At 37.9% G+C, this 25,133-nt stretch carries 18 protein-coding genes, 1 pseudogene and 1 other annotated feature; of the genes and pseudogenes, 17 read left to right on the forward strand and 2 right to left on the reverse strand.

The window, feature by feature from the left end:
- Window positions 1-52: 52 nt before the first annotated feature.
- From QK255_RS03385 to QK255_RS03415, 7 genes and pseudogenes are all read left to right on the forward strand, one after another.
- Window positions 53-1,612: pseudogene (locus QK255_RS03385) on the forward strand (helix-turn-helix domain-containing protein).
- Window positions 1,609-2,973, forward strand: coding sequence for an NAD(P)/FAD-dependent oxidoreductase (locus QK255_RS03390; RefSeq protein ID WP_002290904.1), 1,365 nt, complete (start codon window positions 1,609-1,611; stop codon window positions 2,971-2,973). Before QK255_RS03385 ends, QK255_RS03390 begins: the two are co-directional and overlap by 4 nt.
- A 197-nt stretch (window positions 2,974-3,170) precedes the next feature.
- A complete protein-coding gene (locus QK255_RS03395; RefSeq protein ID WP_002290905.1) occupies window positions 3,171-4,241 on the forward strand; it encodes an ABC transporter permease in 1,071 nt (356 codons plus the stop codon).
- 14 nt (window positions 4,242-4,255) lie between these two features.
- On the forward strand, window positions 4,256-4,924 hold the full coding sequence (locus tag QK255_RS03400) for an ABC transporter ATP-binding protein (RefSeq protein ID WP_002290906.1): 669 nt from the start codon (window positions 4,256-4,258) through the stop codon (window positions 4,922-4,924).
- 19 nt (window positions 4,925-4,943) lie between these two features.
- On the forward strand, window positions 4,944-5,522 hold the full coding sequence (locus QK255_RS03405; protein ID WP_002290909.1) for a TetR/AcrR family transcriptional regulator: 579 nt from the start codon (window positions 4,944-4,946) through the stop codon (window positions 5,520-5,522).
- A gap of 433 nt (window positions 5,523-5,955) precedes the next feature.
- Window positions 5,956-8,232 (forward strand): glycosyl hydrolase family 18 protein, encoded by a 2,277-nt coding sequence (locus tag QK255_RS03410; protein ID WP_002290911.1) that lies wholly within the window; start codon window positions 5,956-5,958, stop codon window positions 8,230-8,232.
- A 136-nt stretch (window positions 8,233-8,368) separates the two neighbouring features.
- The gene (locus tag QK255_RS03415; RefSeq protein ID WP_002290913.1) at window positions 8,369-9,283 is read left to right on the forward strand and encodes an N-acetylmuramoyl-L-alanine amidase family protein; all 915 of its coding nucleotides are present in this window, start codon (window positions 8,369-8,371) and stop codon (window positions 9,281-9,283) included.
- A 541-nt stretch (window positions 9,284-9,824) separates the two neighbouring features.
- On the opposite strand, the gene rnhC is transcribed toward QK255_RS03415, so the two are convergent.
- On the reverse strand, window positions 9,825-10,742 hold the full coding sequence (gene rnhC / locus QK255_RS03420; RefSeq protein ID WP_002290798.1) for a ribonuclease HIII: 918 nt from the start codon (window positions 10,740-10,742) through the stop codon (window positions 9,825-9,827).
- Between the two features lie 201 nt (window positions 10,743-10,943).
- Between rnhC and zapA the strand changes: the two genes are divergently transcribed.
- From zapA to QK255_RS03460, 8 genes are all read left to right on the forward strand, one after another.
- The gene (zapA, locus tag QK255_RS03425; RefSeq protein WP_002290800.1) at window positions 10,944-11,381 is read left to right on the forward strand and encodes a cell division protein ZapA; all 438 of its coding nucleotides are present in this window, start codon (window positions 10,944-10,946) and stop codon (window positions 11,379-11,381) included.
- A gap of 57 nt (window positions 11,382-11,438) precedes the next feature.
- Complete coding sequence (locus QK255_RS03430) at window positions 11,439-11,987, forward strand: CvpA family protein (RefSeq protein WP_002290801.1); 549 nt, start codon at window positions 11,439-11,441, stop codon at window positions 11,985-11,987.
- A 142-nt stretch (window positions 11,988-12,129) separates the two neighbouring features.
- Window positions 12,130-14,490 (forward strand): endonuclease MutS2, encoded by a 2,361-nt coding sequence (locus QK255_RS03435; RefSeq protein ID WP_002290802.1) that lies wholly within the window; start codon window positions 12,130-12,132, stop codon window positions 14,488-14,490.
- An 86-nt stretch (window positions 14,491-14,576) separates the two neighbouring features.
- A complete protein-coding gene (gene trxA, locus QK255_RS03440; RefSeq protein WP_002290803.1) occupies window positions 14,577-14,891 on the forward strand; it encodes a thioredoxin in 315 nt (104 codons plus the stop codon).
- 181 nt (window positions 14,892-15,072) lie between these two features.
- The gene (gene uvrC, locus QK255_RS03445) at window positions 15,073-16,851 is read left to right on the forward strand and encodes an excinuclease ABC subunit UvrC (RefSeq protein WP_002290804.1); all 1,779 of its coding nucleotides are present in this window, start codon (window positions 15,073-15,075) and stop codon (window positions 16,849-16,851) included.
- Between the two features lie 143 nt (window positions 16,852-16,994).
- A complete protein-coding gene (locus QK255_RS03450) occupies window positions 16,995-17,894 on the forward strand; it encodes an ABC transporter ATP-binding protein (protein ID WP_002290805.1) in 900 nt (299 codons plus the stop codon).
- The gene (locus tag QK255_RS03455) at window positions 17,887-19,149 is read left to right on the forward strand and encodes an ABC transporter permease (RefSeq protein WP_002290806.1); all 1,263 of its coding nucleotides are present in this window, start codon (window positions 17,887-17,889) and stop codon (window positions 19,147-19,149) included. Before QK255_RS03450 ends, QK255_RS03455 begins: the two co-directional genes overlap by 8 nt.
- Before the next feature lie 161 nt (window positions 19,150-19,310).
- On the forward strand, window positions 19,311-21,209 hold the full coding sequence (locus tag QK255_RS03460) for a fructose-bisphosphatase class III (RefSeq protein ID WP_002290807.1): 1,899 nt from the start codon (window positions 19,311-19,313) through the stop codon (window positions 21,207-21,209).
- A gap of 543 nt (window positions 21,210-21,752) precedes the next feature.
- Here QK255_RS03460 and QK255_RS03465 read toward each other — a convergent pair.
- Window positions 21,753-22,472, reverse strand: coding sequence for a gamma-glutamyl-gamma-aminobutyrate hydrolase family protein (locus tag QK255_RS03465; protein ID WP_002292852.1), 720 nt, complete (start codon window positions 22,470-22,472; stop codon window positions 21,753-21,755).
- A gap of 189 nt (window positions 22,473-22,661) precedes the next feature.
- Window positions 22,662-22,709, forward strand: a sequence feature (sodium ion sensor (DUF1646 type); this cis-regulatory element may regulate processes involved in with the transportation of sodium ions).
- A 99-nt stretch (window positions 22,710-22,808) separates the two neighbouring features.
- Here QK255_RS03465 and QK255_RS03470 point away from each other — a divergent pair.
- A complete protein-coding gene (locus QK255_RS03470) occupies window positions 22,809-23,141 on the forward strand; it encodes a hypothetical protein (protein ID WP_002320976.1) in 333 nt (110 codons plus the stop codon).
- Window positions 23,128-25,131, forward strand: coding sequence for a V-type ATP synthase subunit I (locus QK255_RS03475; RefSeq protein WP_002314651.1), 2,004 nt, complete (start codon window positions 23,128-23,130; stop codon window positions 25,129-25,131). The genes QK255_RS03470 and QK255_RS03475 overlap by 14 nt, the downstream gene beginning before the upstream one ends.
- The last annotated feature ends 2 nt before the right edge of the window (window positions 25,132-25,133 follow it).

Here is a 25,133-nt window from a genome sequence, read left to right on the forward strand (position 1 = left end):
ATCAGAATTTGTATGGATCTGTGACAACTGTCGCAGATCCTCTTTTTCAAGGATGAGAAGGAAACTTCTGCTGTTAAAATCAGAAATGCTTGGAGGAGTGGACTTGGAACTTTTCAGTTTGCTTGAAAAAAATGAACAACGGCAAATCAAACTTTTTCAACTTTTATTAGAGGAAAAAGGAGAGATCTCTGTTAATAACGTACTAGCCCGCTTATCAATCGATCGGTCTACCTTGAAAGAAGATTTATTTTATTTACAAGCTAGTTTGGAAAACATCGAACAACTGGAAATCGTTATCCAAGAAGGATACATTTTATTGATCAGACATGGCAATATAGCAGCTATCGATGTTTATTATCATTGCTATTTGCGCTATTCTACAAAATATCAAATCCTTCTTTATCTGTTAGAATATGGCTCATTTGATCGGCAGAAACTTGTTATGGAACTTAATATCAGTTCGGCTACTTTGTCGCGTAGAGTGAAGGAATTAAATGATTCTTTAAAAGAGTTTCATTTGAAAATAAAAAGCGGGCGTTTGACTGGCCCAGAAAATCAAATCCGCTATTTCTATTTTCAATTATTTTGGTTTGGTCGCCCCTACCTTGAAAATAAAAAAGAATACAGCGATTTATCAGGAAACACTTTTTTAGATCTGCTACAAAAAGAGTTCAGTTTTGCCATTACAGAAGAAGGGCGACTGAAATTTGAAATATGGCTTTCCATTATGAAGAAACGGATGCGCTGTACGAAAAAAGCCAAACCAGATTATAGTAATCTTCCTGTTGGATTGTTTCAAACGACACAATTTTTATTGGAGCTTCATACATTTTTGACCCGTTATTTCTTTCAATATGCCTTTCCTTGGGATCAAAACGAAACGTTGGTTTTTTATCTTTTCATGATCAGTAACTTTACATTAGATACACATAATTCACATGTTCAGGAATTTTTGATAAGCGAAAAATACTAAGATGACGTAGTGGCTCAATTGAATCGAACGTTTAAACAATCGATAGAAGAATATTTTTCTTTCTATGCTTTTCCAGAAGAGATTTCGCAAAAGATTGCGTTAACAGTGATGCAAAATCACGCTCATTTTGCCTATTTTAGAGGATGGATGAATATTTTTGGTCAAGAAGGATTGAAACAACGGTTAACTGAAGTAGAAGATAAACAATTCCTTGTTTTATGTGAAAGGCTGGTCAGACAAACATTTGCTATTGTGGATTTTACTGAAGCAGACGAGGAAAATGCCCGTTTTGAATTATTTGCTCGCTATGCATCTATTTTACGAACGCTAATCAAGCAATTGGAATTGCGTTTGCAAATTGCTTATGATCTTCCGTACGAAAGGCTAATGGCGGATATCGTGAAAGAAATCATTCAAGAACAGTTGTTGAATACGATCAAATATGATTTAGTGGAATACGAGAAAGACAAGCAATATGATGTTATTTTGACTAGCCAATTGAAAGAATACCCGTCACAGAAGTCCGCTAAAGTTTTTGTATTTACGAGTAATGAATTTAACTATGATTTTCCCTATTTGAACCAATTTTTAAAAGAATGCTATTTAGAAAAATTGAATTTAAGGATGAATAAAACATGAAAATCGTGATCATTGGTGCTTCCCATGCAGGCATCACCGCTGCCCTAAATCTACGCAAACTTCAACCGGAGGCAGAAGTTCTGTTGATCGATGAAAATCACAAAGATGGATTAGGCTATGTTTCAAATGGGATCAATCTTTATTTAAAAGGAAAGATACATAGTTTAGCTGAAGCTGCAAACAACGAGCGGACTCTTCAAGCAAGTGGTGCAAAACTGATCACCGAATGGAGAGTAACTGAACTTGATCCAGACAAGCATCAGCTCATCCTCACTTCTGAGGAAGGAAAAAAAGAAACCCTAACCTATGATAAACTAATCGTGGCAACAGGTTCATCTCCTGCTACTTTATATAAACAAATTGAAGCTGAAAATGTCTACACCTATAAAAATCTAGTGCAATCTAAACAAGTACTTGCCGCTTTGAAAGAAGCAAAAGAAGTAGTGATTTTTGGTGCTGGTTATATTGGGTTAGAATTAGCAGATGCTTTGAGAAATAAGGGACATATGATTCATTTAGTTGATTACATGCCGAATGTTTTATCAAGATATTTCGATAAAGATATGATTGGCAGTTTTCAAAATCAGCTGAAAAACAAGCAAATCAACTTTCATCCAAATGAATTTTTGATTGATTGGAAAAAATCAGGAGAAGAAGTAGTATCCGTACAACTTTTGTCTCAAACACTGAAGGCAGATATCGTCATTTTTTCTGCTCAAACTTGTCCAAATACGTCATTGTTAAAAGACAAAGTGGCATTGTATGAGGACGACACTGTGATGGTCAATGAATACCTGCAGACAAGTGATTCGGATATCTATGCGATTGGCGATATCGTTCCAGTCAGTTTTGACAAAAAAGAACGGCATCTCTTTTTGCCCTTAGTTACTCGAGCTGTACATATGGCGAGAGCGGTAGCGTTGACTTTGTGCGAGCAGCCGACTGCTTATGATCTCAAACAAAAGATAACAGCAACGGTCATTACCGACCACTTTTTAGGAACTGTTGGGTTGACAGAAGACGAAGCACCATTTTTGGAACAAAGTGCCTGTTCTTGTTCAGGAGAGTTTGACCTATTTCCACAATACTATGAAGAAAATAAAACAGTAAATGCAAAGCTGATCTATCATCCAGATACATTAGAAATCATTGGCGGACAGCTGATAAGCCAAGAATTTTTATTATCAGATTTGAACTTGCTTGCTGATATCGTGAAACAAAAAACCACGATTCCACAGTTAGCAGTTGAAAACTTTGGATTTTTGGCTGAATATACCCCACGTTTTCACTATCTCAATGAGTTAGCTTTTAAAGTACTAGCTAAGAGAGCAAATCGCAATAGAGTAGAAAAAAGACCGTGAGAAACATCACGGTCTTTTATTATGTGAAATGCTATTTTTATAATAAAAAAACTGAAAACTACTAACTAAAAAGCGTTTAGACATCATAAGAAGAGATAATAAAAAAGCGAAAATGTATTTTGAGCATAATATTCGCCAAAAATTTATCAAGTGATAAAATTATTGTATAAAATAATTATTTCAAGAGGAGGAATTAAATGTTTTTAGCATTAAATGAAATTATGCATTCAAAGTTACGTTACGCATTAGTTGCAGGGGTGATGTTTTTAATCGCCTACTTGGTATTTTTTTTGACCGGGTTAGCTTATGGCTTAGCTCAAGACAATCGAACGGCGGTTGACAAGTGGGAGGCAGATTCGATCGTTCTTTCGAAAGATGCAAATTCAAATCTAGGGATGTCCATGATTACTAAGAAGACCGCAGAAGAAGTCGAAGGTGGAAAAGTGGCCTATCTTGCCCAAACTCCAGGAGTCGTGACTAGTAAAGACAGTACAGATGAAGGAAAAATCAATGTTAGCTTCTTTGGTATCGATAAAGATCAGTTCATCATGCCGAATCTTGTTGAAGGAAAAGCTTTTAATAACGATGATGAGGCAATAGGCGATAGTAGCCTGAAGGAAGAATATGGTCTAGCCGTAGGAGATACGGTCAAGTTATCTGGTAGTGATAAGACGTTTAAACTAACTGGTTTTACGGATCATGCCAAGTTTAATGTTTCACCGGTTCTTTATACGACCATCAATGCTTACCAACAAATCCGTTTCGAAAAAGAAGACACAAGTGAGAATGCACGGATCAATGCAATAGTTGTCAGAGGAAAAATCAACGATTTACCTGAAGACTTGGAACAGATCAAAATTTCTAAATTCATCAATGAATTACCTGGATACAATGCACAAGTATTGACTTTTGGGTTTATGATTGGCTTTTTGATTGTTATTGCGGCTATCGTGATCGGGATTTTTATTTATGTACTGACGATGCAAAAAATCAATATCTTTGGTGTAATGAAAGCCCAAGGAATCACGGGAGGATTTATTGCACGCTCTGTAGTGGCACAAACATTCATTTTATCCTTTGTTGGTATTCTTCTTGGTCTAGTGGGAACAGTGGGAACATCTCTTGTTCTACCTGATGCGGTTCCATTCCAAAGCAATTGGCTATTTTTTGGCGTCATTAGCTTGTTGATGTTGGTAGTGGCTGTGTTAGGCGCACTATTTTCTGTTCGGACGATCGTGAAAATCGATCCGCTGAAGGCCATTGGATAAGAAGGAGGAAGAACATGAAAGCAATAGAATTTAAAGAAGTAGAAAAAAGTTTCCAAGATGGCGACCAAGTAGTAAAAGCATTGAAAGAAACAACAATGAGTATCGATAAAGGGGAATTTGTTGCGATCATCGGTCCTTCGGGATCAGGAAAAAGTACCTTTTTGACTTTAGCAGGCGGATTGCAGACACCTAGCAGCGGCTCTGTATTTATCAATGATCAGGAATTCAGTAATCAAAAAGAAAGCGAACGCGTTAAACTCCGTTTCAAGGAAATTGGTTTTATTTTGCAAGCATCAAATCTGGTTCCTTTTCTGACAGTAAAAAAGCAGTTGTTATTAGTAGATAAAATCAAACATGAACATCGGCAAAAAGAAGCAAAAGAATTATTTGAGCAGCTTGGCGTGGATAAGCTGATCAACAAGTATCCAGAAGAACTATCTGGTGGTGAAAGACAAAGGGTGGCAATTGCTCGTGCATTGTACAATGATCCGTCTATTATTCTAGCAGATGAACCAACTGCCAGTTTGGATTCAGAAAAGGCAAGAGAAGTAGTCGATATTTTGGCAAAAGAATCAAAAGAAAAAAATAAAGCAACGATCATGGTGACGCACGACACACGGTTGATTGACAAATGCGATAGAATATTTATGATGGAAGATGGTGTATTGAAAGAAAAAGAATAACCAAAAAGTAGGTGGAAAAATGGTCCATCGATACAATAAAGACACGCAACAAAAAATTTTAAAAGAAGCGGCTGACTTGTTCATGTCCAAGGGCTATCTTGGTACTTCAACAAGAGAGATCGCACAAAAAGTTGGGATCACCCAGCCCAATCTTTATCACTATTTTAGTGATAAAGAAAAGTTATATACAGCAGTATTAGAAAAGCACTTAGAAGATGTTGGGAAAGCGTTGAGAGAAATCGTCCAAACAAGCGAAACGAGATTTCAAGTGACGTTGACAAAAATGGCTCAATTTTTGATTGAGACGCATCTTGTTGATTTATTTCTGATGCTTCACGACCTTGAAAGCAATCTTTCCAATGAAACGAGAGATCATCTTTTCTTTCTATGGAAGAAAAATTATCGTGAACCATTTGAAGAAATTTTTTCAACAAACCAATCCGTGTTAAGAAACGGGATTACCAAAGAAATCGCAGCAAGGCATTTTTTCTTAGTGTTGGCACCGTACATCACTCGATCAAAAAGACCTGTAGAAGAACCGCTAAATGTGGCACAATTGATCGATTTATATTTGAATGGTGTATTAGGACAAACGTAAAGCTGTTATATGTGGAGAAAAACAGTTAGGTAAAGAAACAAGATATGACGAAAATCGTTGTATCTTGTTTCTTTTTTATACGGCTAGTTTTTCATGCATAAAATTTTGTTATTCTCTCATAATTATCATGGGATATTTTATTTATTATTTCATTCTAATTGAATCGTTATCAAAAGGGATTTAACCAAAAAAGTAGTTTTTGTTTACTTATAAATAACGTAAACAATATAAAAGAAAACGTTTGCAAACAGAATTACAGAATGTTACTATTTAGTTGTAATTATAAAGTCAATGTTTCTGGTGCGTTTGTTCTGTCGGCGATCTAGGAGGTGTTTTTATTTAATAACACAAATAATTAATTATTTGTAGAATGAAAGAAACTATTTATTTGGTGGATGAATCATAACGAATAGACAAAAGGAGGTTTCAAAATATGTCAAAAATGAAAAAAATCAGTTTAGCCGTAATGTTATTTTCTTCGGTGATGTCTGTCACATCTCCGTTATTAGGACAAAAAGACTCTGTCTATGCCGAAGAAACAGCTCAAGTTGTTCCAGCAAAAGAATACCGGAATGTCATGTATTATGGAGATTGGTCCATCTGGGATGGTGAAGGGAAATTTCTTCCTCAAGATATTCCAGCGGATCAGCTAACACATTTGAACTTTGCCTTTTTAGATTTTGATAGCGAGGGGAATCTGACATTTACAGATGCAGATGCTGCTGTAGGTGCATCTTTAGAACAACCTGGCGTAGGATGGAACACACCAAGTTCTGGGATTTTGAATGCAATCCAAGATTTACGCGGCAAAAATAAAAATCTAAAAATAGGCGTATCTTTAGGCGGATGGTCAAAATCAGGAGACTTTTCAGAAGTGGCAGCTGATCCAGTAAAACGTAAAAATCTAGTAGAAAATATCACGAAATTTATTAAGTATACCAATATGGATTTTGTCGATGTCGATTGGGAATATCCAGCTGATGTCCGTCAGCCAGATCTAGTAGATAATGTAAACGATGAAGGAACACCACATGCCAAACCGGAAGACAAAGAGAATTACATCACGCTTTTAAAAGAGATTCGCGAGTCAATTGATCAACAAGGAGAAAAGTTAGGGAAAACATATGAATTATCTGTAGCGCTTCCTTCTTCCAGAGAAAAATTAAATGATGGGATTGACATTCCTAAATTATTCTCTGTGGTCGATTTTGCCAATATCATGACCTATGATTTGAATGGGGCATGGAGTCCCAACAGTGCTCACCATACGGCACTATATGGCAATCCAGCTGATCCTAATTATGAAGAAGGTCTTTCTGTCGATCAGACAGTCAAATTTTTACAAAAAGAAGGAGCTCCTTCCGACAAAATCGTGATTGGTGCAGCTTTTTATACACGCGGCTGGCATGAGGTAGAAAGCGGGGATAACAAAGAGCTACCTGGTTTGTTCCAATCAGCAAAAGCAAGCAACCAAGATGCCGATCAAACACCTTCTTACGGTGCCAAAAACAAAAACGATCTCGTTTCAGGAAATGGTGGTAGAGCTGGCGGCGTCTGGCCTTATCGGAATATCGCTGATTTGATTGATCAAACAGCAGACTTAAAAGAATATTGGGATGATGTAGCGAAAGCACCTTATATGTACAGTAAAATAACAGGAGAATTCTTTACTTATGACAATGTCAAATCTGTCAGCTACAAAGCAGAATATGTAAAAGAAAATGAATTAGGTGGAGTAATCTCCTGGATGCAATCACAAGATAAGGAAACCAACAGTAGTAAGAGAGACGAGCTGACTAATGCGATCAAACAAGGATTATTCGGTGACGAAAAACTGTCAGAACAAGAAATAATTTCCTCCCCGTTAGCGATTGATGTGGATATTTCTACTTATAGTGAATATGGTGCGAATGGTTATAACATCACTATCAAGAACAACGAGCAGCTTAACGAAACTTCTAGTGTATTGAGTGCAGTGGAATTAGCCCAAGAAACAATCAAATTCCCTAAACTATATATTCCAATCCATTCAGCTGAAAGCCTAAGTGCCGGAGATTACAAAGCTGGAACAGTAACGATAGAAAATGGGTATGTCGTGATTGATTTAGCTTCTGTATATGACGGTAAACATATCGAGCCAGATGCTTCTTATGAATTTAGATTAAGATCAAGTGATGAAAATCCAACAGTCGATCGAATTGGCCATATTGCGTTAGTCCAAAGAATCGGAGATGAAGGAGCGGAAATCAATCGGCAAGTCATCTATGGAAAAGAACTGATACCGGATCCATCCGATACGCAACCCCCATCTGTACCCGAAAATCTAGCTGTTTCAGATATTCAAGGAACACAAGTTACTTTGAGTTGGGAAGAATCAACAGACAATAATCAGGTGGCAGGTTATTACATCTATCGTGATGGTCAGCGTGTAGCACAAACAGCTCATACTCGATATACAGATACAGGTTTGGAGACAAATACACCGTACACTTATACAGTCAGTGCATTTGACGCTTCTGGAAATGTATCTGAGAAAAGCTTGCCGATAACGATCACAACGAAAAGCGAAGACCCTGCTCCAGGATACGAAGAATGGAACCCAGAAAAAGCTTATGTCAAGGGAGACATCGTCACTTATAAAGGGAAAGTTTATCAGGCAAAGTGGTGGAATCAAGGGGAAGAACCAGGTTCTAATGAGTGGGGCGCATGAGAACTGATTGGTTAAATTTGCTGTTTATTTGAAAACACGGGCTGTGACAAAACGTTTGTCGCAGCTTCTTTTTTGCGTACTTAAGCTGATTTTAAGTTTTGACCCTTAGTCTGGATCTACGAGGTGAGAGTCAAGCATGAAAAAAATAATTGGAGCTTTTGTATGTGCAATCATTATCATTATTATCTGTTTTCAAATAGATGTTTTTGGTCAAAAAAAGATAGTTGGGCAAACAGTCAGCAGTACGAACAGTACGGTTACAAAGACAAAGGAATCATCTGATGACACAAAACAAGAGACATTAGTCAAAATCGGAAAAAATGACCGTACACTATATACAGATGACTCGCTAACTACCCCATTAGCAACTATAAACGGCGGAGAACTGACGGAGTTTCTTTCCGAAACAAAAAATGCTTATCAGATCAAGACAAATGATGGCTATACTGGATATTTAGCCCTCGAAGATGGAACCAAAGTCACAAAGAATATACAAACAAAACCGAAAGAGTTATCTGATGCAGTGATTGTATTAGATCCTGGGCATGGCGGAAATGATACTGGGGCATTAAGCAATGATGAACAAACAGAAGAAAAGGATATAACATTAAGTACAGCCATAAAAGTAAAAAAGGCGCTAGAGGATGCTGGAGCAACGGTTTATTTGACCCACACTACAGATGAATTAGTACAGCTTGGAGATATATGCGACTACAGTGAAGAAAAAAAGGCAGATGTCTTTATCAGCTTACATGCAGACTCTACGGAATATGCGAATGAAGCAACTGGGATCACGACATATTATTACTATGGACAAGAGGAAACATTAGCACAAACAATCGCTGATTCCTTCACTGATCTGCCTCTGGATTCAAGAGGAATCTCCACTGGGAACTATCAAGTTCTTCGAGAAAATCTTCAACCTTCTATTTTAATCGAGATGGGTTATATGAATAATGATGGTGATTTAGAGGAATTAGTAACAGACAGTTATCAGCAGCAGATCGCTGCAAGTTTGACACAAGCATTGACCACCTATTTTCAGCAATAAATAAGGAAAGAGGTTGTGACAGAAGTGGTCAGCTTCAAGAAATAAGAAGGAATTTACGAAAATTGCTTCTCAAATTTTTGTGAAATTTCGGCTTATTTTTCGAAGAAGCTACTTCTGGAACACCGTTTAAGAAAGAGGTCGTGAGCCTGCCGTTCAGCTCCGAGTCACAAGGAGCAATTTCAAAAAACAGCTTCTCATGTTTGATGAATATTGTGACTTGTGACCGAGGAGTTGGCAGGAGAACACCGTTTAAGGAAAGAGGTTGTGAAAAAGCTGTCCTGCATCAAGTAATAAGAACAGCCAAACAAAAATAGCTTCTCCTATTTTTCGTTTGGTTGGACTTATTATCGCAGATACAAGCTTTTGAACACCGTTTAAGGAAGAGGTTGTGAAATCAGCGTTCTGATCTGAGTATTAGAGAAACAAACGGAAAAATAGCTCCTCATATTTTGCCGTTTGTTGAGCTAATATCGAGGGTCAGCTAATTGAACACCGTTTATTCGGAATAAGGGACTGTGACACGACTTATGTCACAGTTTTTTTATTTTTTTATTAGCTTCAACGCTTTTTCTGTATTGGCAAAGTGAAGTTTGGCATATTTTTCAAGTATAGGCATGCCGCCTTTTTCTAATAGTTTTGCCGCTATTTGATCAGATTTCGTTCCAGCTCCTGAGGGAAGGGTGATTCCGGCTTCAGCTGATGCTTTGTCTAACTCTTCTAAAAAGCTGGCACGACTGATGATAGAAGCAGCAGCAACAGCTAAATGATATTGTTCTCCTTTAGTAACGAAGTACAGTTTTTCTTGCAAGTGATTTTTTTCTAAACGCGCATATTTTTTAAAATTTGCTTCTGGCGTAAACTGATCAATCAAAATCGCTTCTGGTTTTTCTGGTGCGATCTTTTTTAGCAGCAAATGGATTGCTTGATTATGCAAAGCGACTTTCATCCGAACAGCATTGTATTTTGGCTGGATCTCATTGTATTTTTCTGGGGGCAAGACAAGTAGTTTGTAAGGGATAGTTTCTTTTAAGACATCAGCAAGTTGGATGATTTGGCTATCTTTTAACTCTTTTGAATCTCGAACACCAAGTTTACGTAATTCTGCAAGCTGATCACGTTTCACATAAGCAGCACATACTGTTAGTGGACCGAAATAGCTGCCATTTCCGACTTCATCGCTACCTAAAACGGATAATTGACTGATATTTTTTGGCAAAGAAGAGACCGTTCTTGCTGGTTTGGCCTGCTTATCCTGTGCCTGTCCCCAGCGCTGAGCTTCCGTTTCTGCGTTTGCCCCTTGGAACATCACTTTTCCTGATGTGTAAGCAGTGATGGTCGTCCCGTCTTTTTTAGCAGCAAAGATAGTATAAGGAATCTGTTTATTTAACAAATAAGAGCGATAGTGTGCTTTCATTTGACTAAGTTGGTCGTTCGTTGCTTTGATAATGACGTTGCTCATAAAATTCTCCTCGTTTTTATACATAAATCTATACCGCAACTCCTGACTTTTCGTTTTCTAAGAGGTTGCGAGACATAGCATTTTTTTAAAGTTTATCATATAATAGTTAAGTATGTGAAAAATATTTGTGGAGAACGGTGAAAGAACCAACTTCATGGTACACTAAATAAAACTTTCATCAAATAGGAGGAAATGATTCGTATGGCGCACGAAAAAACACGCTACAAAGCAGTGATTGCCAACCAAACATATACTATTATCGGACGGGAAACCAAGCATCATATGGATATCGTAACGAAGCTGATCAATGAGCAGTTAGCAGAATTGAAACAATTATCACCACAAATGGATAATGAACAAGCAGCGATCTTGATGGCTGTCAATGCGCTTTCGGATCAATTGAAGAAACAAGAAAGAATCTTGGAGCTAGAAGAAGAAACAGCAGAATTAAAGAAAAAAATGATCAAATTTACAGAGCTTGAAAATCGCGTAAAACGCATGGAAGCAATCGAGAATGAAGCTCGAGAAGTACTGAAAGAAAATGGTCAAGCAGATTATACTATTAAAAATCATGTGGAAGCACAGCAGATTTTAAATGAAAAACGAAAAGGACAAATCAAACAAAAATCTTCTAATTAAGATCCTTTTATCAAAATAAGAAAAATTTAAAAAAGTTAGAAGAGAAAGGAACGTAGCATGCTGAGTTTGCTGATTTTATTTTTATTGCTAATTGCGTTTTTTTCTGGAGCACGTCGCGGGTTTGCTTTACAATTCATATTCGCAATCGGATATGTGTTGTCATTTATTGCTGCCCAGCATTTTTACAAACCATTAGCAAGTCATTTGGAATTATACATTCCATACCCAGCTGTCACCCCGACATCAAAGTTAGCATTTTTTGATCAAGTATTTGCCTTTCACCTAGATGAAGCTTTTTATGCAGGAACGGCTTTTCTGATCATTTTGCTGATTGGCTGGCTGATCACCCGATTTGTGGGGGTCTTTGTCCATGGATTGACATATGTGCCGATCTTGAGACAGGTAGACTGGATTGCAGGAGGTATCCTGTCACTAATCATGGCTTACGTTACTATATTTTTGATTTTGCAGTTACTTGCCTTTGTTCCATTAGATGTGGTCCAAAATCAATTCGGCGAGCATAGTTTCGCTCGTTTTATCGTTGAGAGAACGCCCTTTCTTACCAACAAGATGTATGAGCTTTGGGTAACGAATATTTTGAATTAAGGAAAATAGGGCTAGAAAATATTTTTTTAGAAAAACTTTTACAAGAATGTTTTGTTTTTTGTACACAGTAGTTTATTTAAGAAGGCTGCGCAACGTATGTCCGGCACAGCCCTTTTTTCATAGTGAAAGATAAGGTGATAAAATGAATAACCGAATCCTTGAAACATTGGAATTTGAAAAAGTCAAACAGATGGTCAAACAATTTGTAGTGACTGCACAAGGAAAAGAAGAACTGGCAGAATTGGTACCAGTGAGCGAGAAACAAACGATCACAGAATGGCTTCAAGAAACTGAGGATGGGTTGAAAGTACAACGTCTGCGAGGCGGGATTCCTATACCAAAACTTGAAAATATCCGCCCTCATATGAAACGGATCGAAATCGGGGCAGATTTGAATGGAGTGGAGCTTGCACAAGTTTCCAGAGTGTTATCTACGACAAGTGAATTGCATCGGTTCATTGATGATCTTTCTGACAGTGAAATTGAATTTGCGCGTTTGTATATGTGGGCAGATCAGCTAGTCACGATTCCTGTTTTAAGTCGCCGTTTAAAGGAAGCAATCGATGAAGACGGACGCGTGACCGACGATGCTTCTCCTGAGCTAAAAATCATAAGACAGAACATTCGTCGCAGTGAACAAGCTGTTCGTGAACAGTTAGACGGAATCGTCCGCGGGAAGAACGCAAAATATTTGAGCGATGCAATCATCACCATGCGAAATGACCGCTACGTTATCCCAGTCAAACAAGAATACCGCGGTGTATTTGGCGGTGTAGTCCACGATCAAAGTGCTTCAGGACAGACTTTATTTATTGAACCAAAACAAGTGGTGGATTTGAATAATCGTTTGCGTCAATATCAAATCGCTGAACGAAATGAGATTCAACGTATTTTAAGTGAACTTTCTGCAGAACTTGTTCCACATCGTCAAGAAATCATCCACAATGCTTATGTGATTGGTAAAATGGATCTGATGAATGCAAAAGCACGATTTGGTAAAGAACTAAAAGCCATCGTGCCGGGAATCAGTGAAGACAATCATGTCGTCTTGAAACAAGCAAGACATCCGCTGATCGATCAGGAAAAAGTAGTTCCTAATGACATCGCAATTGGAAAAGACTATCAAGCCATCGTCATTACAGGACCTAATACAGGTGGGAAAACGATCACGTTGAAGACTTTAGGTCTGTTACAGCTGATGGGGCAAGCAGGGTTGCCGATTCCTGCAGGAGAAGAAAGCCAAATCGGTATTTTTGAAGAAGTATTTGCGGATATAGGAGACGAACAGTCGATTGAGCAAAGTCTATCGACCTTTTCTTCTCATATGACGAACACTGTAGATATTTTATCAAAAGTCAATGAAAAAAGTCTGGTACTATTTGACGAGCTTGGTGCAGGAACAGATCCGCAAGAAGGTGCTGCTCTAGCAATCGCGATCTTAGATGATCTTGGTAAAAAGTCTGCTTATGTGATGGCAACAACACACTATCCTGAATTGAAAGTTTATGGATACAATCGGGCAAATACGATTAATGCTAGTATGGAGTTCGATGTGGATACACTAAGTCCAACGTATCGTTTACTGATCGGTGTGCCTGGTCGGAGCAATGCGTTTGAAATCTCCAGCCGATTAGGTCTTGATACAGATGTTATTAATGAAGCAAAGCAGTTGATGAATGATGAGAGCCAAGATTTAAATGAAATGATCACAGATTTAGAGAATCGCCGGAAAATGGCAGAGACCGAATATCTGGAAATGCGTCATTTTGTTTCTGAGGCACAAGAACTTCATCATGATTTGAAAGAAGCTTACAGCTATTTCTTTGAAGAACGTGAAAAAGAAATAGAGAAAGCAAAGAAAAAAGCAAATGAAGTCGTGTCAGAGGCGGAAAAAAAAGCAGAAAAAATCATTGCTGATATTCGTAAAATGCAACAGCAGATCGGGCAAGGAAATGTGAAAGAGCATCAGTTGATCGATGCAAAGACCCAATTAGCAAATCTACATCAAGAAGAAACATTGAAGAAAAATAAAGTATTGAAGAAGGCGAAAGAACAAAAAACATTAAAACCGGGAGACGAAGTGTTGGTTACGACTTACGGCCAAAGAGGGACGCTTTTACGTAAAAACGGGAATCAGTGGCAAGTAGAAATCGGTATACTAAAAATGAATGTGTCCGAAGACGAACTGACGCCTGTTGCTCCTCAAAAAGAGCCGACACAACGAGTTGTCCATGCTGTACGCTCTGAATCTAGCAGTCATGTGCCGAATCAATTGGACCTTCGAGGAAAACGATATGAGGAAGCGCTAAGTGAAGTAGATCAGTATTTGGATTCTGCCATCCTAGCAGGTTATCCTCAAGTGACTATTGTCCACGGAAAGGGGACAGGCGCACTTCGCAAGGGAATTACTGATTATCTTAAAAACCATCGGAGCGTCAAAAGCTTTGAGTTTGCACCGGCAAATCAAGGCGGAAATGGTGCAACAATTGTTAAATTTAAGTAAAACTTACTAAAGGTAAGCAGATGGTTCGCTATCCAAGGATAGAAATGCTATACTGGTCATAGATTTTAAAAATGGAGGTCTTTGATATGTCACAAGTAATTACAGATAAGACATTTAATGAAGAAACAGACAAAGGACTTGTATTAATTGATTTTTGGGCAACTTGGTGTGGCCCATGTCGTATGCAGGCACCGATTTTGGATCAATTGGAACAAGAATATGATGAAGAAGAATTCAGAATTGCTAAAATGGATGTGGATGAAAATCCAGAAACTCCTCAACAATTCGGAATCATGAGTATTCCAACATTAATGTTGAAAAAAGATGGTCAAGTAGTAGAAAAAGCTGTTGGTGTTCATTCAAAAGAACAACTACGTCAAATGATCGATCAATATTTATAAAAGCTTAAAGCAAAAATAAGCTGAGGATGGGACTGAATTCAGTTCCGTCCTCGGTTTTTTTGCGGTTGAGTTAAGGTTATTCAAATTAACATTTTTTGAGTATAATTACGTTGTCAGGCTGGATTGTTTTTTTGACAGACATGCTATAATAACTTTAATTGAATATGAAGGGGAGTACCAGATGAACGAACGAATCAAAAACAAACTAGCTTTACTTCCTGATCAGCCCGGCTGTTACTTGATGAAAGATAAAAATGGAACGATCATTTATGTCGGAAAAGCCAAAATATTGAAAAATCGCGTCCGCTCATATTTTACTGGCAGCCATAATACGAAAACGGAACGGCTTGTTAGTGAAATTGAAGACTTTGAATACATCGTTACAGAATCGAATATAGAAGCTTTGCTCTTAGAAATCAATCTGATAAAGAAAAATGATCCTAAATACAATATTATGTTAAAGGATGATAAAACCTATCCTTTCCTTAAGATAACGAATGAAAAATATCCCCGTTTGGTGATTACTCGCAAAGTACTAAAAGACAAAGCACTGTATTTTGGACCATATCCAGATGTCGGTGCGGCGAATGAGACAAAGAAGATTCTCGACCGATTATTTCCTCTGAGAAAATGCAAACCTAGTCAGACGAAGGAGCCTTGTCTTTACTATCATTTGGGGCAATGTCTGTGTCCTTATTATTTCGACGTAGATCCGAAAGTCTATACGAAAATCGTTGATGAAGTGAAAAACTTTTTAAACGGAGGACACGAAAAAATCGAGTCAGAGATCCATCAGAAAATGGAAAAAGCTGCTGAAAACATGGAATTTGAAAAAGCTGCAGAATACCGAGACCAGATCCGTGCTATCGAAACAATCATGACTCGCCAAAAAATGACAAATACTGATTTACTGGATCGAGATGTATTTGGTTATGCGATTGATAAAGGCTGGATGTGTGTCCAAGTGTTTTTTGTAAGACAAGGAAAGTTAATTGAACGAGATGTTTCAATGTTTCCTTTCTATAACGAAGCAGAAGAAGATTTTTTGACTTATATTGGTCAGTTTTATCAGGAAAATGAACATTTCATTCCTAAAGAAGTCTTGATTCCTGATACGATCGACAAGCCAAGTGTAGAAGCTTTGTTGGATACGAAAGTTCTACAACCGAAACGAGGCGAAAAGAAAAAATTAGTGGAATTGGCGAATAAGAATGCCTCAGTTGCTTTGAATGAACGATTTGATCTGATTGCTAGAAAGCAGGAACGGACGATCGGAGCAGTGGAACGTTTAGGAAACGCAATGAATATCCCGACCCCAATACGCATTGAATCATTTGATAACTCTAATATCATGGGGACGAATCCTGTGGCTGCGATGGTCGTATTCATTGATGGAAAACCAGCAAAAAAAGAATATCGGAAATATAAAATAAAAACAGTCAACGGACCGGATGATTATGCATCGATGAGAGAAGTCATCTATCGCAGATATTCACGAGTGATTCGTGAAGGGTTGCCTTTACCTGATTTGATCTTGATTGATGGAGGAAAAGGACAAGTCGATGTAGCAAAAGATGTCTTAGAAAATCAATTAGGAATCGATATTCCTATTGCTGGTATGGCAAAAAACGATAAACATAAAACAAATGAGTTGCTATTCGGTACAGATTTGGCTGTAGTACCACTTGAACGAAATTCACCTGAGTTTTTCCTGCTCCAGCGGGTCCAAGATGAAGTCCATCGATTCGCAATCACTTTCCATCGGCAGCTGCGTAGTAAAAACAGTTTTGCTTCCCGATTAGACGAAATTGAAGGGCTAGGACCGAAACGAAAAAAAATGTTGCTTAAAGAGTTCAAATCATTGAAAAATATCACAGCAGCTACGATAGAAGAATTACAAGAAATCGGACTACCGAAAAATGTCGCACAAAACGTATTTGATAAATTACATCAGGAATGAGAAAAGGGCACTTTACAAAGAAAGTAAAGTGTCCTATCATTTTAATTACAACAACAAGAGAGTATACGTTTTGTTGGTAAATAATAAATCGCTTACATCTGGTGTCTTAGGATATATGGATTTATTGAAGAAGGAGTGAAGAAATGTTAGAAGTCAAGAATCTTGTTAAAACTTTTGGGAACTACACAGCTGTCGATCATGTCTCTTTCCAAATCCCAGACGGAAAAATCATGGGGCTGATTGGTCAAAACGGTGCTGGGAAGACAACGACTTTTCGTTTGATCTTGGATTTTTTGACACAAGACCAGGGAGAAGTGTTATGGAATGGTCATCATCTTGGGGAGAAAGATTATGATATCATCGGCTATCTTCCAGAAGAACGAGGACTTTATCCAAAAGTAACGATTCAAGACCAACTGCTTTATTTTGCAGAACTTAGAGGGAAATCAAGAAAAGAAATTGAACCAAAAATCGATTTTTGGATGGAAAAATTTCAGGTAAAAGGGAAAAAGACGGATAAAGTAAAATCTTTGTCTAAAGGGAATCAGCAAAAAGTCCAGCTTATCGCCACATTGATCCATGAACCTAAATTGATCATTTTGGATGAACCATTTAGCGGGTTAGATCCGGTAAACGCGGAATTACTGAAAGATGGAATATTGGAATTGAAAAAACACGGTTCGTGTGTCATTTTTTCTAGCCATAATATGGATAATGTAGAAAAAATCTGTGATCATTTGATCATGCTGCGAAACGGAAAAATGGTTTTGAATGGAAAAGTCCATGAGATCCGTGAATCATTTGGCCGTACGAAGTTATTCTTGGAATCTGGGTTAAGTCAACAGGAAGTAGAAGAAATCGAAGGCGTGAAAAAAGTGATCCTTCGTGAGGATAATACGTTAGAGATCACATTAGAAGATCCTGAAGCTGGGAAAGAAATCTTTACTCGTGCGACACAATTCGGCTATATCCCTATGTTCAACCAGCAGCCGCCAACTTTGGAAGAGATTTTCAAATTGAAAGCAGGTGAAATCGATGCGTAAGTTTTGGATTATTACCAAAGATGTCTATTTAAAAAATGTCAAGTCGATTTCTTTCTTGATTATGATATTAGTCCCTTTCATCATGCTAGGTATTATTTATGTAGCAGGAAACTTTGCCCAGCAAAATAGTGATGTCAATAAAATCGGCGTATTGGCTGATAATGAGCAAATCAGTCAGCAATTGAGCCAAGTCAAAACAGATGATTTTGAGTTCAAAGCAGTGGATTCTGAAGAAAACGCACAAAAAGACCTTTCGAAAGAAAAAATTGATGCTTATTTAGTAGTCTCAACTGATAAAGATAAAGTAAATGGGACGCTTTATAGCGAAAATTCATTGGGACAAAGTACACAACTGCTGATACAACAACAATTGACTGGCTTGCAATCGATGCTTCGAGCAAGCGAATTAGGTATTTCTCCAGAAGAAGTGGCAAGTTTGAGCCAACAGGCAAGTTTGACTCGGCAAAAAGTCAACTTTGATTCAAAAGGAAAAATGTCGGTAGGAGAAGATAATTCGACAGTCCAATATGTTGTCAGCTATGTGGCGACGATTGTCTTGTTCATTATCATTCTGACTTATGCACAAATCATTGCACAAGAGATTGCTTCTGAAAAAGGCACGCGGATCATGGAAGTGATCCTGTCCAGTACGACTGCACAAAAGCATTTTTACGGGAAACTAACTGGTGTTTTGCTTGTTGCATTAACGCAAATGGCATTATACGGCATTATTTTTGGTGTAGGATACAATCAATTCAAAGATATGGAAATGGTCAAGAATATATTGGACGGTATCTCATTAGATAATTTGATTGGACCATTCTTGTGGTATTCTCTTCTATTTATGATCTTTGGCATTTTGATTTTTTCTGTTTTGGCAGCTTTATGTGGCTCTTTGGTCAACAAAGCAGAAGATACAGCAAAAGCAATCTTGCCAGTGACTTATTTATCTTTAGGCGGATACATGCTTGGGTTGATATTAGGTGCGTCAGATCCAAATAATATCGTTATTCGGATCACTTCGTATATTCCATTTTTATCTTCTTATATTATGCCGGTTCGCTTGGCAAATGAGACAGTCGGTATGGGTGGAGCATTGATTTCCTTGTTGGTACTTGTAGCCGTGACATTCTTATTGATGATCTTGTCTGCAAACATGTACAAATCGAATGTACTCGTGTATAGCGAAGGCGGATTATGGAGTTCATTGAAACAATCGATTTCAATTATGAGAAATGAACGAAAAAAAGCATAAAATATAGAAAAAATATAGAAGGAAGCTGGACATTTATTGTTCCCAGCTTCTTTTTTGTATATACCTATTTCTATTTTTTTATTATATTGGATATATATTCATTGAAAATAGCGTATAACAACTTTATAATGTTGAGTATACCAATTTTTGGAGGCGTTTTAATGGACCGCTATTTAGATTTACTTTCAGAGAAGTTCCCTACAACGGAAGATGTCATCACGGAAATCATCAATCTCGAAGCAATTTTGCAGCTTCCAAAAGGAACAGAGTTATTTTTGAGCGATATACATGGCGAATTTCCTGCTTTTGATCATATTCTGCGTATCGGTTCAGGAAATCTTAAAGAAAAGATCAAAGACCTTTTCTCTGAACAAATGACGGAAACGGAGATCAGCCAATTCACTATTTTTACGGCTTATCCAGAATATGTATTGACGACTGATTGGTACAAAAAACAAGATAAATCCCAGCTGATCCATCGTTTGATCGATCTTTTACGGTTTACGACAGTCAAATACACTCGATCAAAAGTTCGAAAAGGATTGCCGAAAGAATATAGCTATATCATTGAGGAACTCTTGTATATCGATGATCGTATCAACGGGAAAAAAGACTATGTAAAAAAAATCATTGAACAACTTGTCTTGATGAAGGAAGAAGAAAAATTTTTAACAAAACTTGCGCAGACGATCCAAAAATCTGTCATCGATCATTTGCATATCGTGGGTGATATTTTTGATCGGGGAACTCAAGCAGCCAAAGTAATGGATCGAATCATGGATTTTTCCTCTGTAGATATCCAGTGGGGGAATCATGATATTTTGTGGATTGGTGCGTATTGCGGCTCTGAGGCATGTTTATTGACGCTTTTACGGATTGCCGCACGCTACAACTATTTATTTGAATTAGAGAAAGAATATGGATTAAATTTACGTCCATTATTTTCTTTTGCCCATCAAACCTACCAGAAGAATCCTGTATTTACTCCTAAAAACAGGAAAGATCTATCTGAAAGAGAACAAGAAGAATTAGAAAAGATCCATCAAGCACTTTCTATCCTCCAATTCAAATCAGAACATCAGTTGTTGGATCGACGACCTGAATTTAAAATGGACGATCGTAAATTGTTGGAAAAAATCAACTATGAAGAATCAACAATCGATTTAGAAGGTCAGCTCTATGAGTTGAAAGGGACTTGTTTTCAAACGATCCAGCCAGATGATCCTAAAAAGTTCTTGGAAGAGGAACAAAAAGTGATCGATAGTTTGATGTATTCATTCCAGCACTCGTTAAGAATGCAAAAACACATGACGTTTTTGATCGAAAAAGGGGGAATGTATCTCACGAATAATCAGCATGTACTGTTTCATGGCTGTATACCTGTAGATGAAAAGGGGCAGCTCTTAGCATTTGAATTAGACCAATCTTATCGCGGAAAAGAATTACTGGGATTTTTTGAAAAACAGATAACTGAAAGCGCAAAAGATTTGACTGCAAAAGAAGATTTGGCGACCGATTTGATTTGGTATGCGTGGAGCGGGCCATTTTCGCCTTTATTCGGCAAGAGTAAAATGGCCACTTTTGAGCGCTATTTTCTCACAGAGCCTCATACGCACGTCGAAAAAAGCAATCCCTATTATCACTTGCGAGATGAAGAGTGGTTCAGTGAAAAAATTTTGGCAGAATTCGATGCAAAAGAAGAAGGTTCAGCAATCATCAATGGGCACACGCCAGTAAAAGTAAAAAAAGGAGAGTCACCGATCAAAGCAAACGGAAAAGCATTTGTTATTGACGGAGGTCTATCCAAAGCTTATCAAAAAACAACCGGGATTGCTGGTTACTCACTATTATGCAATTCTTACGGTTTCCAAATCGTGACACATTATCCGTTCTTGCCTATTGAACAGCAATTTGCAAAAAAATCTGATCAAACGAATGTAAAAAAAGTAATCGAGCAGCAGCTCCCACGCAAACTTAATCGGGATACGACAAAAGGAATGGAATTACAGCAACAGATTACTCAGCTCCAAAGGCTGTTGGACTATCGAAAGGACGATTGAGAAAAATGCTAGCCAACATTGCTCAATAGACTAAAAAGCGACTGCAACAAAAGGCGTGTCGCAGTCTCCTTCGGAATTAGCTCAAAAAACGGAAAAATATGAGGAGCTATTTTTCCGTTTATTTCTCTAATACTCAGGTCAGGGCGCTGATTTCACGACCTCTTGGTAAACGGTGTTCAAAAGCCAGTTTCTCGGTATTAAGCCAAATTTATTTAAAAATGTGGAAAGCCATTTTCACAAAATTTTTCTTAATACTCGAAACTAAACAGCTTTTTCACAACCTCTGATTCACGGTGTTCAAAAGCTTGCATCTGCGGTAATAAGCCCAGCCAAACGAAAAATATGAGAAGCTATTTTTGTTTGACTGTTCTTATTACTTGATGCAGGACAGCTTTTTCACAACCTCTTTCCTTAAACGGTGTTCTCCTGCCAACTCCTCGGTCACAAGTCACAATATCCAACAAACATGAGAAGCTGTTTTTTGAAATTGCTCCTTGTGACTCAGAGTTAAACGGCAGGCTCACGACCTAATCAGAAAAACGATTAAAATTCATTCACAAAGAAATCGAATAAACGCTGTTCAGATGAATCTACACGATGAGAAAGTTCCGGATGCCATTGGACACCAAGGATTTTGTGCATATTATCTTTACTTTGGACTGCTTCAATGAGTCCATCGTTGGAAAAGGCGATGGCTTTTAACAAAGGAGAAAGATCTTTGACTGCCTGATGATGATAGGAATTCACAAAGTATGAATCAGGGAGAAGGTCACTTAATAAACTGTCCGAAACGATTTTGACTTCGTGAGTCGCAAACTGCGGGGCAGTGGGCTGTTGTTCGTGTTTTACGGACCATTTTGGATATAATGAAAGATCTTGATAAAGTGTTCCCTCCAACACGACATTCAATAGTTGAAGTCCTCGGCAGACTGCAAAAATCGGTTTTCTTTGTTTCAATGCTTCCAAGATCAATGCCTGTTCGAATTGGTCTCGTTGAATATTTGTTTCCGTCAGTTTTGGATGAGGGTCTTCCATGTAAAGTTGCGGACTAACATCCTGACCGCCTGCAAGAATGAGTTTGTCGATTTTCTCAATTAGTTGAGGCGCTGAATCTGGAGACATGACTGGCAGAATAAGAGGCAATCCTTGAGCATCTAAAACTGCATCCACAAATCCCTGCGGTGTATAGCTTACTTGATTTCCTTGGAAAGTATCTGTCGCTCGAATCAGTTGATTCCCGGCAATGCCGATGATTGGTTTCATTTTTATTCCCCCTAAAGTAGACTAATTGTAACAAGGATTTAAAAAAATTTAAACTATGTAAGACTTGCCCCTATACTTATCTGTTCTTGCTGTGTTACTATCTGTAAAGAGAATTTTCGTGTGAAATTCATGACGATAGTTGAAAATATTGCTTAATTTGTTATAATAAAAAGTAAGCAGAAATAAAAAGGTTGGGCGTAAGCTTCAAGGATCTAGTTCTTCAAGGGGTGAGAAGGACATTTTATTGAAGGGGCCTGCCTATACTAAGTTATCTTTAGAGGTACATACTTTCAATGAAAAAAGAAAGCATGTACCTCTTTTTTAAATCGAAAGGAAGTGAAGCAAGTGTTAGAAGCTTTGGAACAAATCCGAAAAGCAGAAGAAGAAAATGAGAAGCGTGCTCGAACCCTACGGCAGCAGTTGAAGACCTATGCAGAAGAAAAAGAGCAAGAATTGGAGATAATCCAAACGAACAGTCGGCAACAGCTGAAACAGTTGGTAGAAGAAAAAGAACAATTTGAAAAGCAAGAATTAGAAAAAGAAAAAATGAAATTGAAAGCAGAAGCAGACAAGGTGCAAGCAACTTTGAAAGACCAATATCAAAAGCATCAGAGTCAAGCAATCGGTGCAATCATTGAAAGGGTGAAAGAAACTTATGGCCGTCACTAAGATGGAAAAAGTGACCCTCATTTCAGATAAAAGAAATCAGGAGAGGATTTTACAAGCAGTACAAGGAATCCAAAATGTTGAAATCCGGGATCTGTATCAAAATAGAACAAACAACCAGTGGGTAGAAAAATATTTTCCAGATACCACGATTATTGATAAAGAAGCAAAATTAAGCGCTTTAGGCAATCGGCTGAAAGACATCCAAGAAGCTATCCAATTCATACAACACCACGGCGATAGCCGTCAAAAGAAACTCCATTTGAAACGTCAAGAACTTTCCTTACAAGACTTGGAAGCAAATTATTCCGAAGAAAATTTCATGAATAAATTAGAAGAAGTCCTTGATTTAAAAGAAAAGTGGGAACAGCTAACTGAAAAACGTGATCGTTTAGAAGAAGAGGAAGAATGGCTTCTTCATTGGCAACAGCTGGATATTGCTCCAAGTATGTATGCAAGTAAGACGACCATTTTTGAGATGGGGACTGTGAGTGCAGCAAATTTTGAAAGTTTCAAGGAAGAACTAAGTAAGCTTGATGACGTTTATATGGAAGAAATAGATTATACGCCAAAACAAGTTTATCTTTCGTATGTTGCTTTAAAAAAATCAGCTGCTGCTATAGAAGAAATTGCTGGGAAATACGGGTTCAATAAAGAAACGTATCCTTATGAACAAAATCCTAAAGAAAAACTGCAAGAAACCAAACAGCAATTGTCCGTTGTTCACGAGCACCAAAAGAAGATAACGACAGCGTTAGGTCAGTGCAGCGGCTATATCCAAGAATTTGAATGGGTAGAAGAAGTCACACTTGCCGTTGCAGAACGGGAAAAAGTAAAAGAACGGTTTATCCATGCGACTTATCTGATCGTTTTGCAAGGTTGGGTAGATGCAGAAGAAAAACAGAATTTGATGCATGTGTTAACCGAAACTGTATCAGAAGAAGATATATATATTAGTTTCGAAACACCAAACTCAGAAGAGATTCAGCAGGAAGTCCCTACTAAATTGAAAAACCATCCGCTTATCGAACCTTTTGAATTGCTGACTGAAATGTACAGTCTGCCAAAATATGAAGAAGTAGATCCAACGCCTTGGATGACACCATTTTATCTTGTCTTCTTCGGGATGATGGTCGCAGATGTTGGTTACGGATTGCTGATGCTCATTGGGACAATACTAGCTCAAAAACTACTTGTTTTACCACGTGGGATGAAACGTTTCGTAAAATTCTTTGAGATTCTCTCGGTACCATCGATCATCTGGGGATTGATCTACAGTTCATTTTTCGGACAGGCATTACCAAAAGAACTATTTGGCATCCGCTTGCCTTTCCCAATCCTATCTACAACGGATGACGTCAATACGATTTTGATTTTATCCGTGATTTTCGGTCTGATACAGATCTTGGTTGGATTATTTGTGGCAGCAAAGGAAAATATCAGGAGAAAAGATTACTTGAGTGCTGTCAGTGATGGATTTGCCTGGCAAGGGATCCTGATTGGGATCGTTATTGCATTGATTGGTGCCATGTTGATAAAAAATACAGCATTTGTTTATCTTGGCGCGGGGCTATCGATCATTGCTGCTTTATGTATCTTAATCGTGCCGATTATCCAATCGCCGTCTAAAGTCAAGGGTGCTGCCAAAGGAGCGTATAATCTTTACGGATTGACGGGTTATATCGGTGATTTAGTCAGTTATACACGTTTGATGGCATTAGGTATTTCAGGCGGAAGTATTGGCGCGGCATTCAATATGCTGGTTGCTTTCATGCCGCCAGCCGCTCGATTCAGTGTAGGGATCCTTTTGATCATCGCTTTACACGCACTGAATATGTTTTTGACACTGTTGAGTGCCTATGTCCATGGCGCACGATTGCAGTATGTCGAATTTTTTGGGAAATTTTATACAGGAGGCGGACGTGCCTTTGACCCGCTGAAAACGGCGGAAAAATACGTCAACATCAATCATAAGAAAAAAAACAATAAATAATT

It is taken from the genome of Enterococcus sp. ZQ21 (assembly GCF_030053755.1).
Taxonomy (GTDB): domain Bacteria; phylum Bacillota; class Bacilli; order Lactobacillales; family Enterococcaceae; genus Enterococcus_B; species Enterococcus_B lactis.

Bases quoted from the DNA above. Each gene is read 5' to 3' on its own strand.
- QK255_RS03435 (WP_002290802.1), top strand. From the start codon at position 12,130: ATGAATAACCGAATCCTTGAAACATTGGAATTTGAAAAAGTCAAACAG.
- QK255_RS03405 (WP_002290909.1), top strand. From the start codon at position 4,944: ATGGTCCATCGATACAATAAAGACACGCAACAAAAAATTTTAAAAGAA.
- QK255_RS03390 (WP_002290904.1), top strand. From the start codon at position 1,609: ATGAAAATCGTGATCATTGGTGCTTCCCATGCAGGCATCACCGCTGCC.
- trxA (WP_002290803.1), top strand. From the start codon at position 14,577: ATGTCACAAGTAATTACAGATAAGACATTTAATGAAGAAACAGACAAA.
- rnhC (WP_002290798.1), bottom strand. From the start codon at position 10,742: ATGAGCAACGTCATTATCAAAGCAACGAACGACCAACTTAGTCAAATG.
- QK255_RS03450 (WP_002290805.1), top strand. From the start codon at position 16,995: ATGTTAGAAGTCAAGAATCTTGTTAAAACTTTTGGGAACTACACAGCT.
- uvrC (WP_002290804.1), top strand. From the start codon at position 15,073: ATGAACGAACGAATCAAAAACAAACTAGCTTTACTTCCTGATCAGCCC.
- QK255_RS03415 (WP_002290913.1), top strand. From the start codon at position 8,369: ATGAAAAAAATAATTGGAGCTTTTGTATGTGCAATCATTATCATTATT.
- QK255_RS03455 (WP_002290806.1), top strand. From the start codon at position 17,887: ATGCGTAAGTTTTGGATTATTACCAAAGATGTCTATTTAAAAAATGTC.
- QK255_RS03430 (WP_002290801.1), top strand. From the start codon at position 11,439: ATGCTGAGTTTGCTGATTTTATTTTTATTGCTAATTGCGTTTTTTTCT.
- QK255_RS03395 (WP_002290905.1), top strand. From the start codon at position 3,171: ATGTTTTTAGCATTAAATGAAATTATGCATTCAAAGTTACGTTACGCA.
- QK255_RS03410 (WP_002290911.1), top strand. From the start codon at position 5,956: ATGTCAAAAATGAAAAAAATCAGTTTAGCCGTAATGTTATTTTCTTCG.
- zapA (WP_002290800.1), top strand. From the start codon at position 10,944: ATGGCGCACGAAAAAACACGCTACAAAGCAGTGATTGCCAACCAAACA.
- QK255_RS03465 (WP_002292852.1), bottom strand. From the start codon at position 22,472: ATGAAACCAATCATCGGCATTGCCGGGAATCAACTGATTCGAGCGACA.
- QK255_RS03460 (WP_002290807.1), top strand. From the start codon at position 19,311: ATGGACCGCTATTTAGATTTACTTTCAGAGAAGTTCCCTACAACGGAA.
- QK255_RS03400 (WP_002290906.1), top strand. From the start codon at position 4,256: ATGAAAGCAATAGAATTTAAAGAAGTAGAAAAAAGTTTCCAAGATGGC.
- QK255_RS03475 (WP_002314651.1), top strand. From the start codon at position 23,128: ATGGCCGTCACTAAGATGGAAAAAGTGACCCTCATTTCAGATAAAAGA.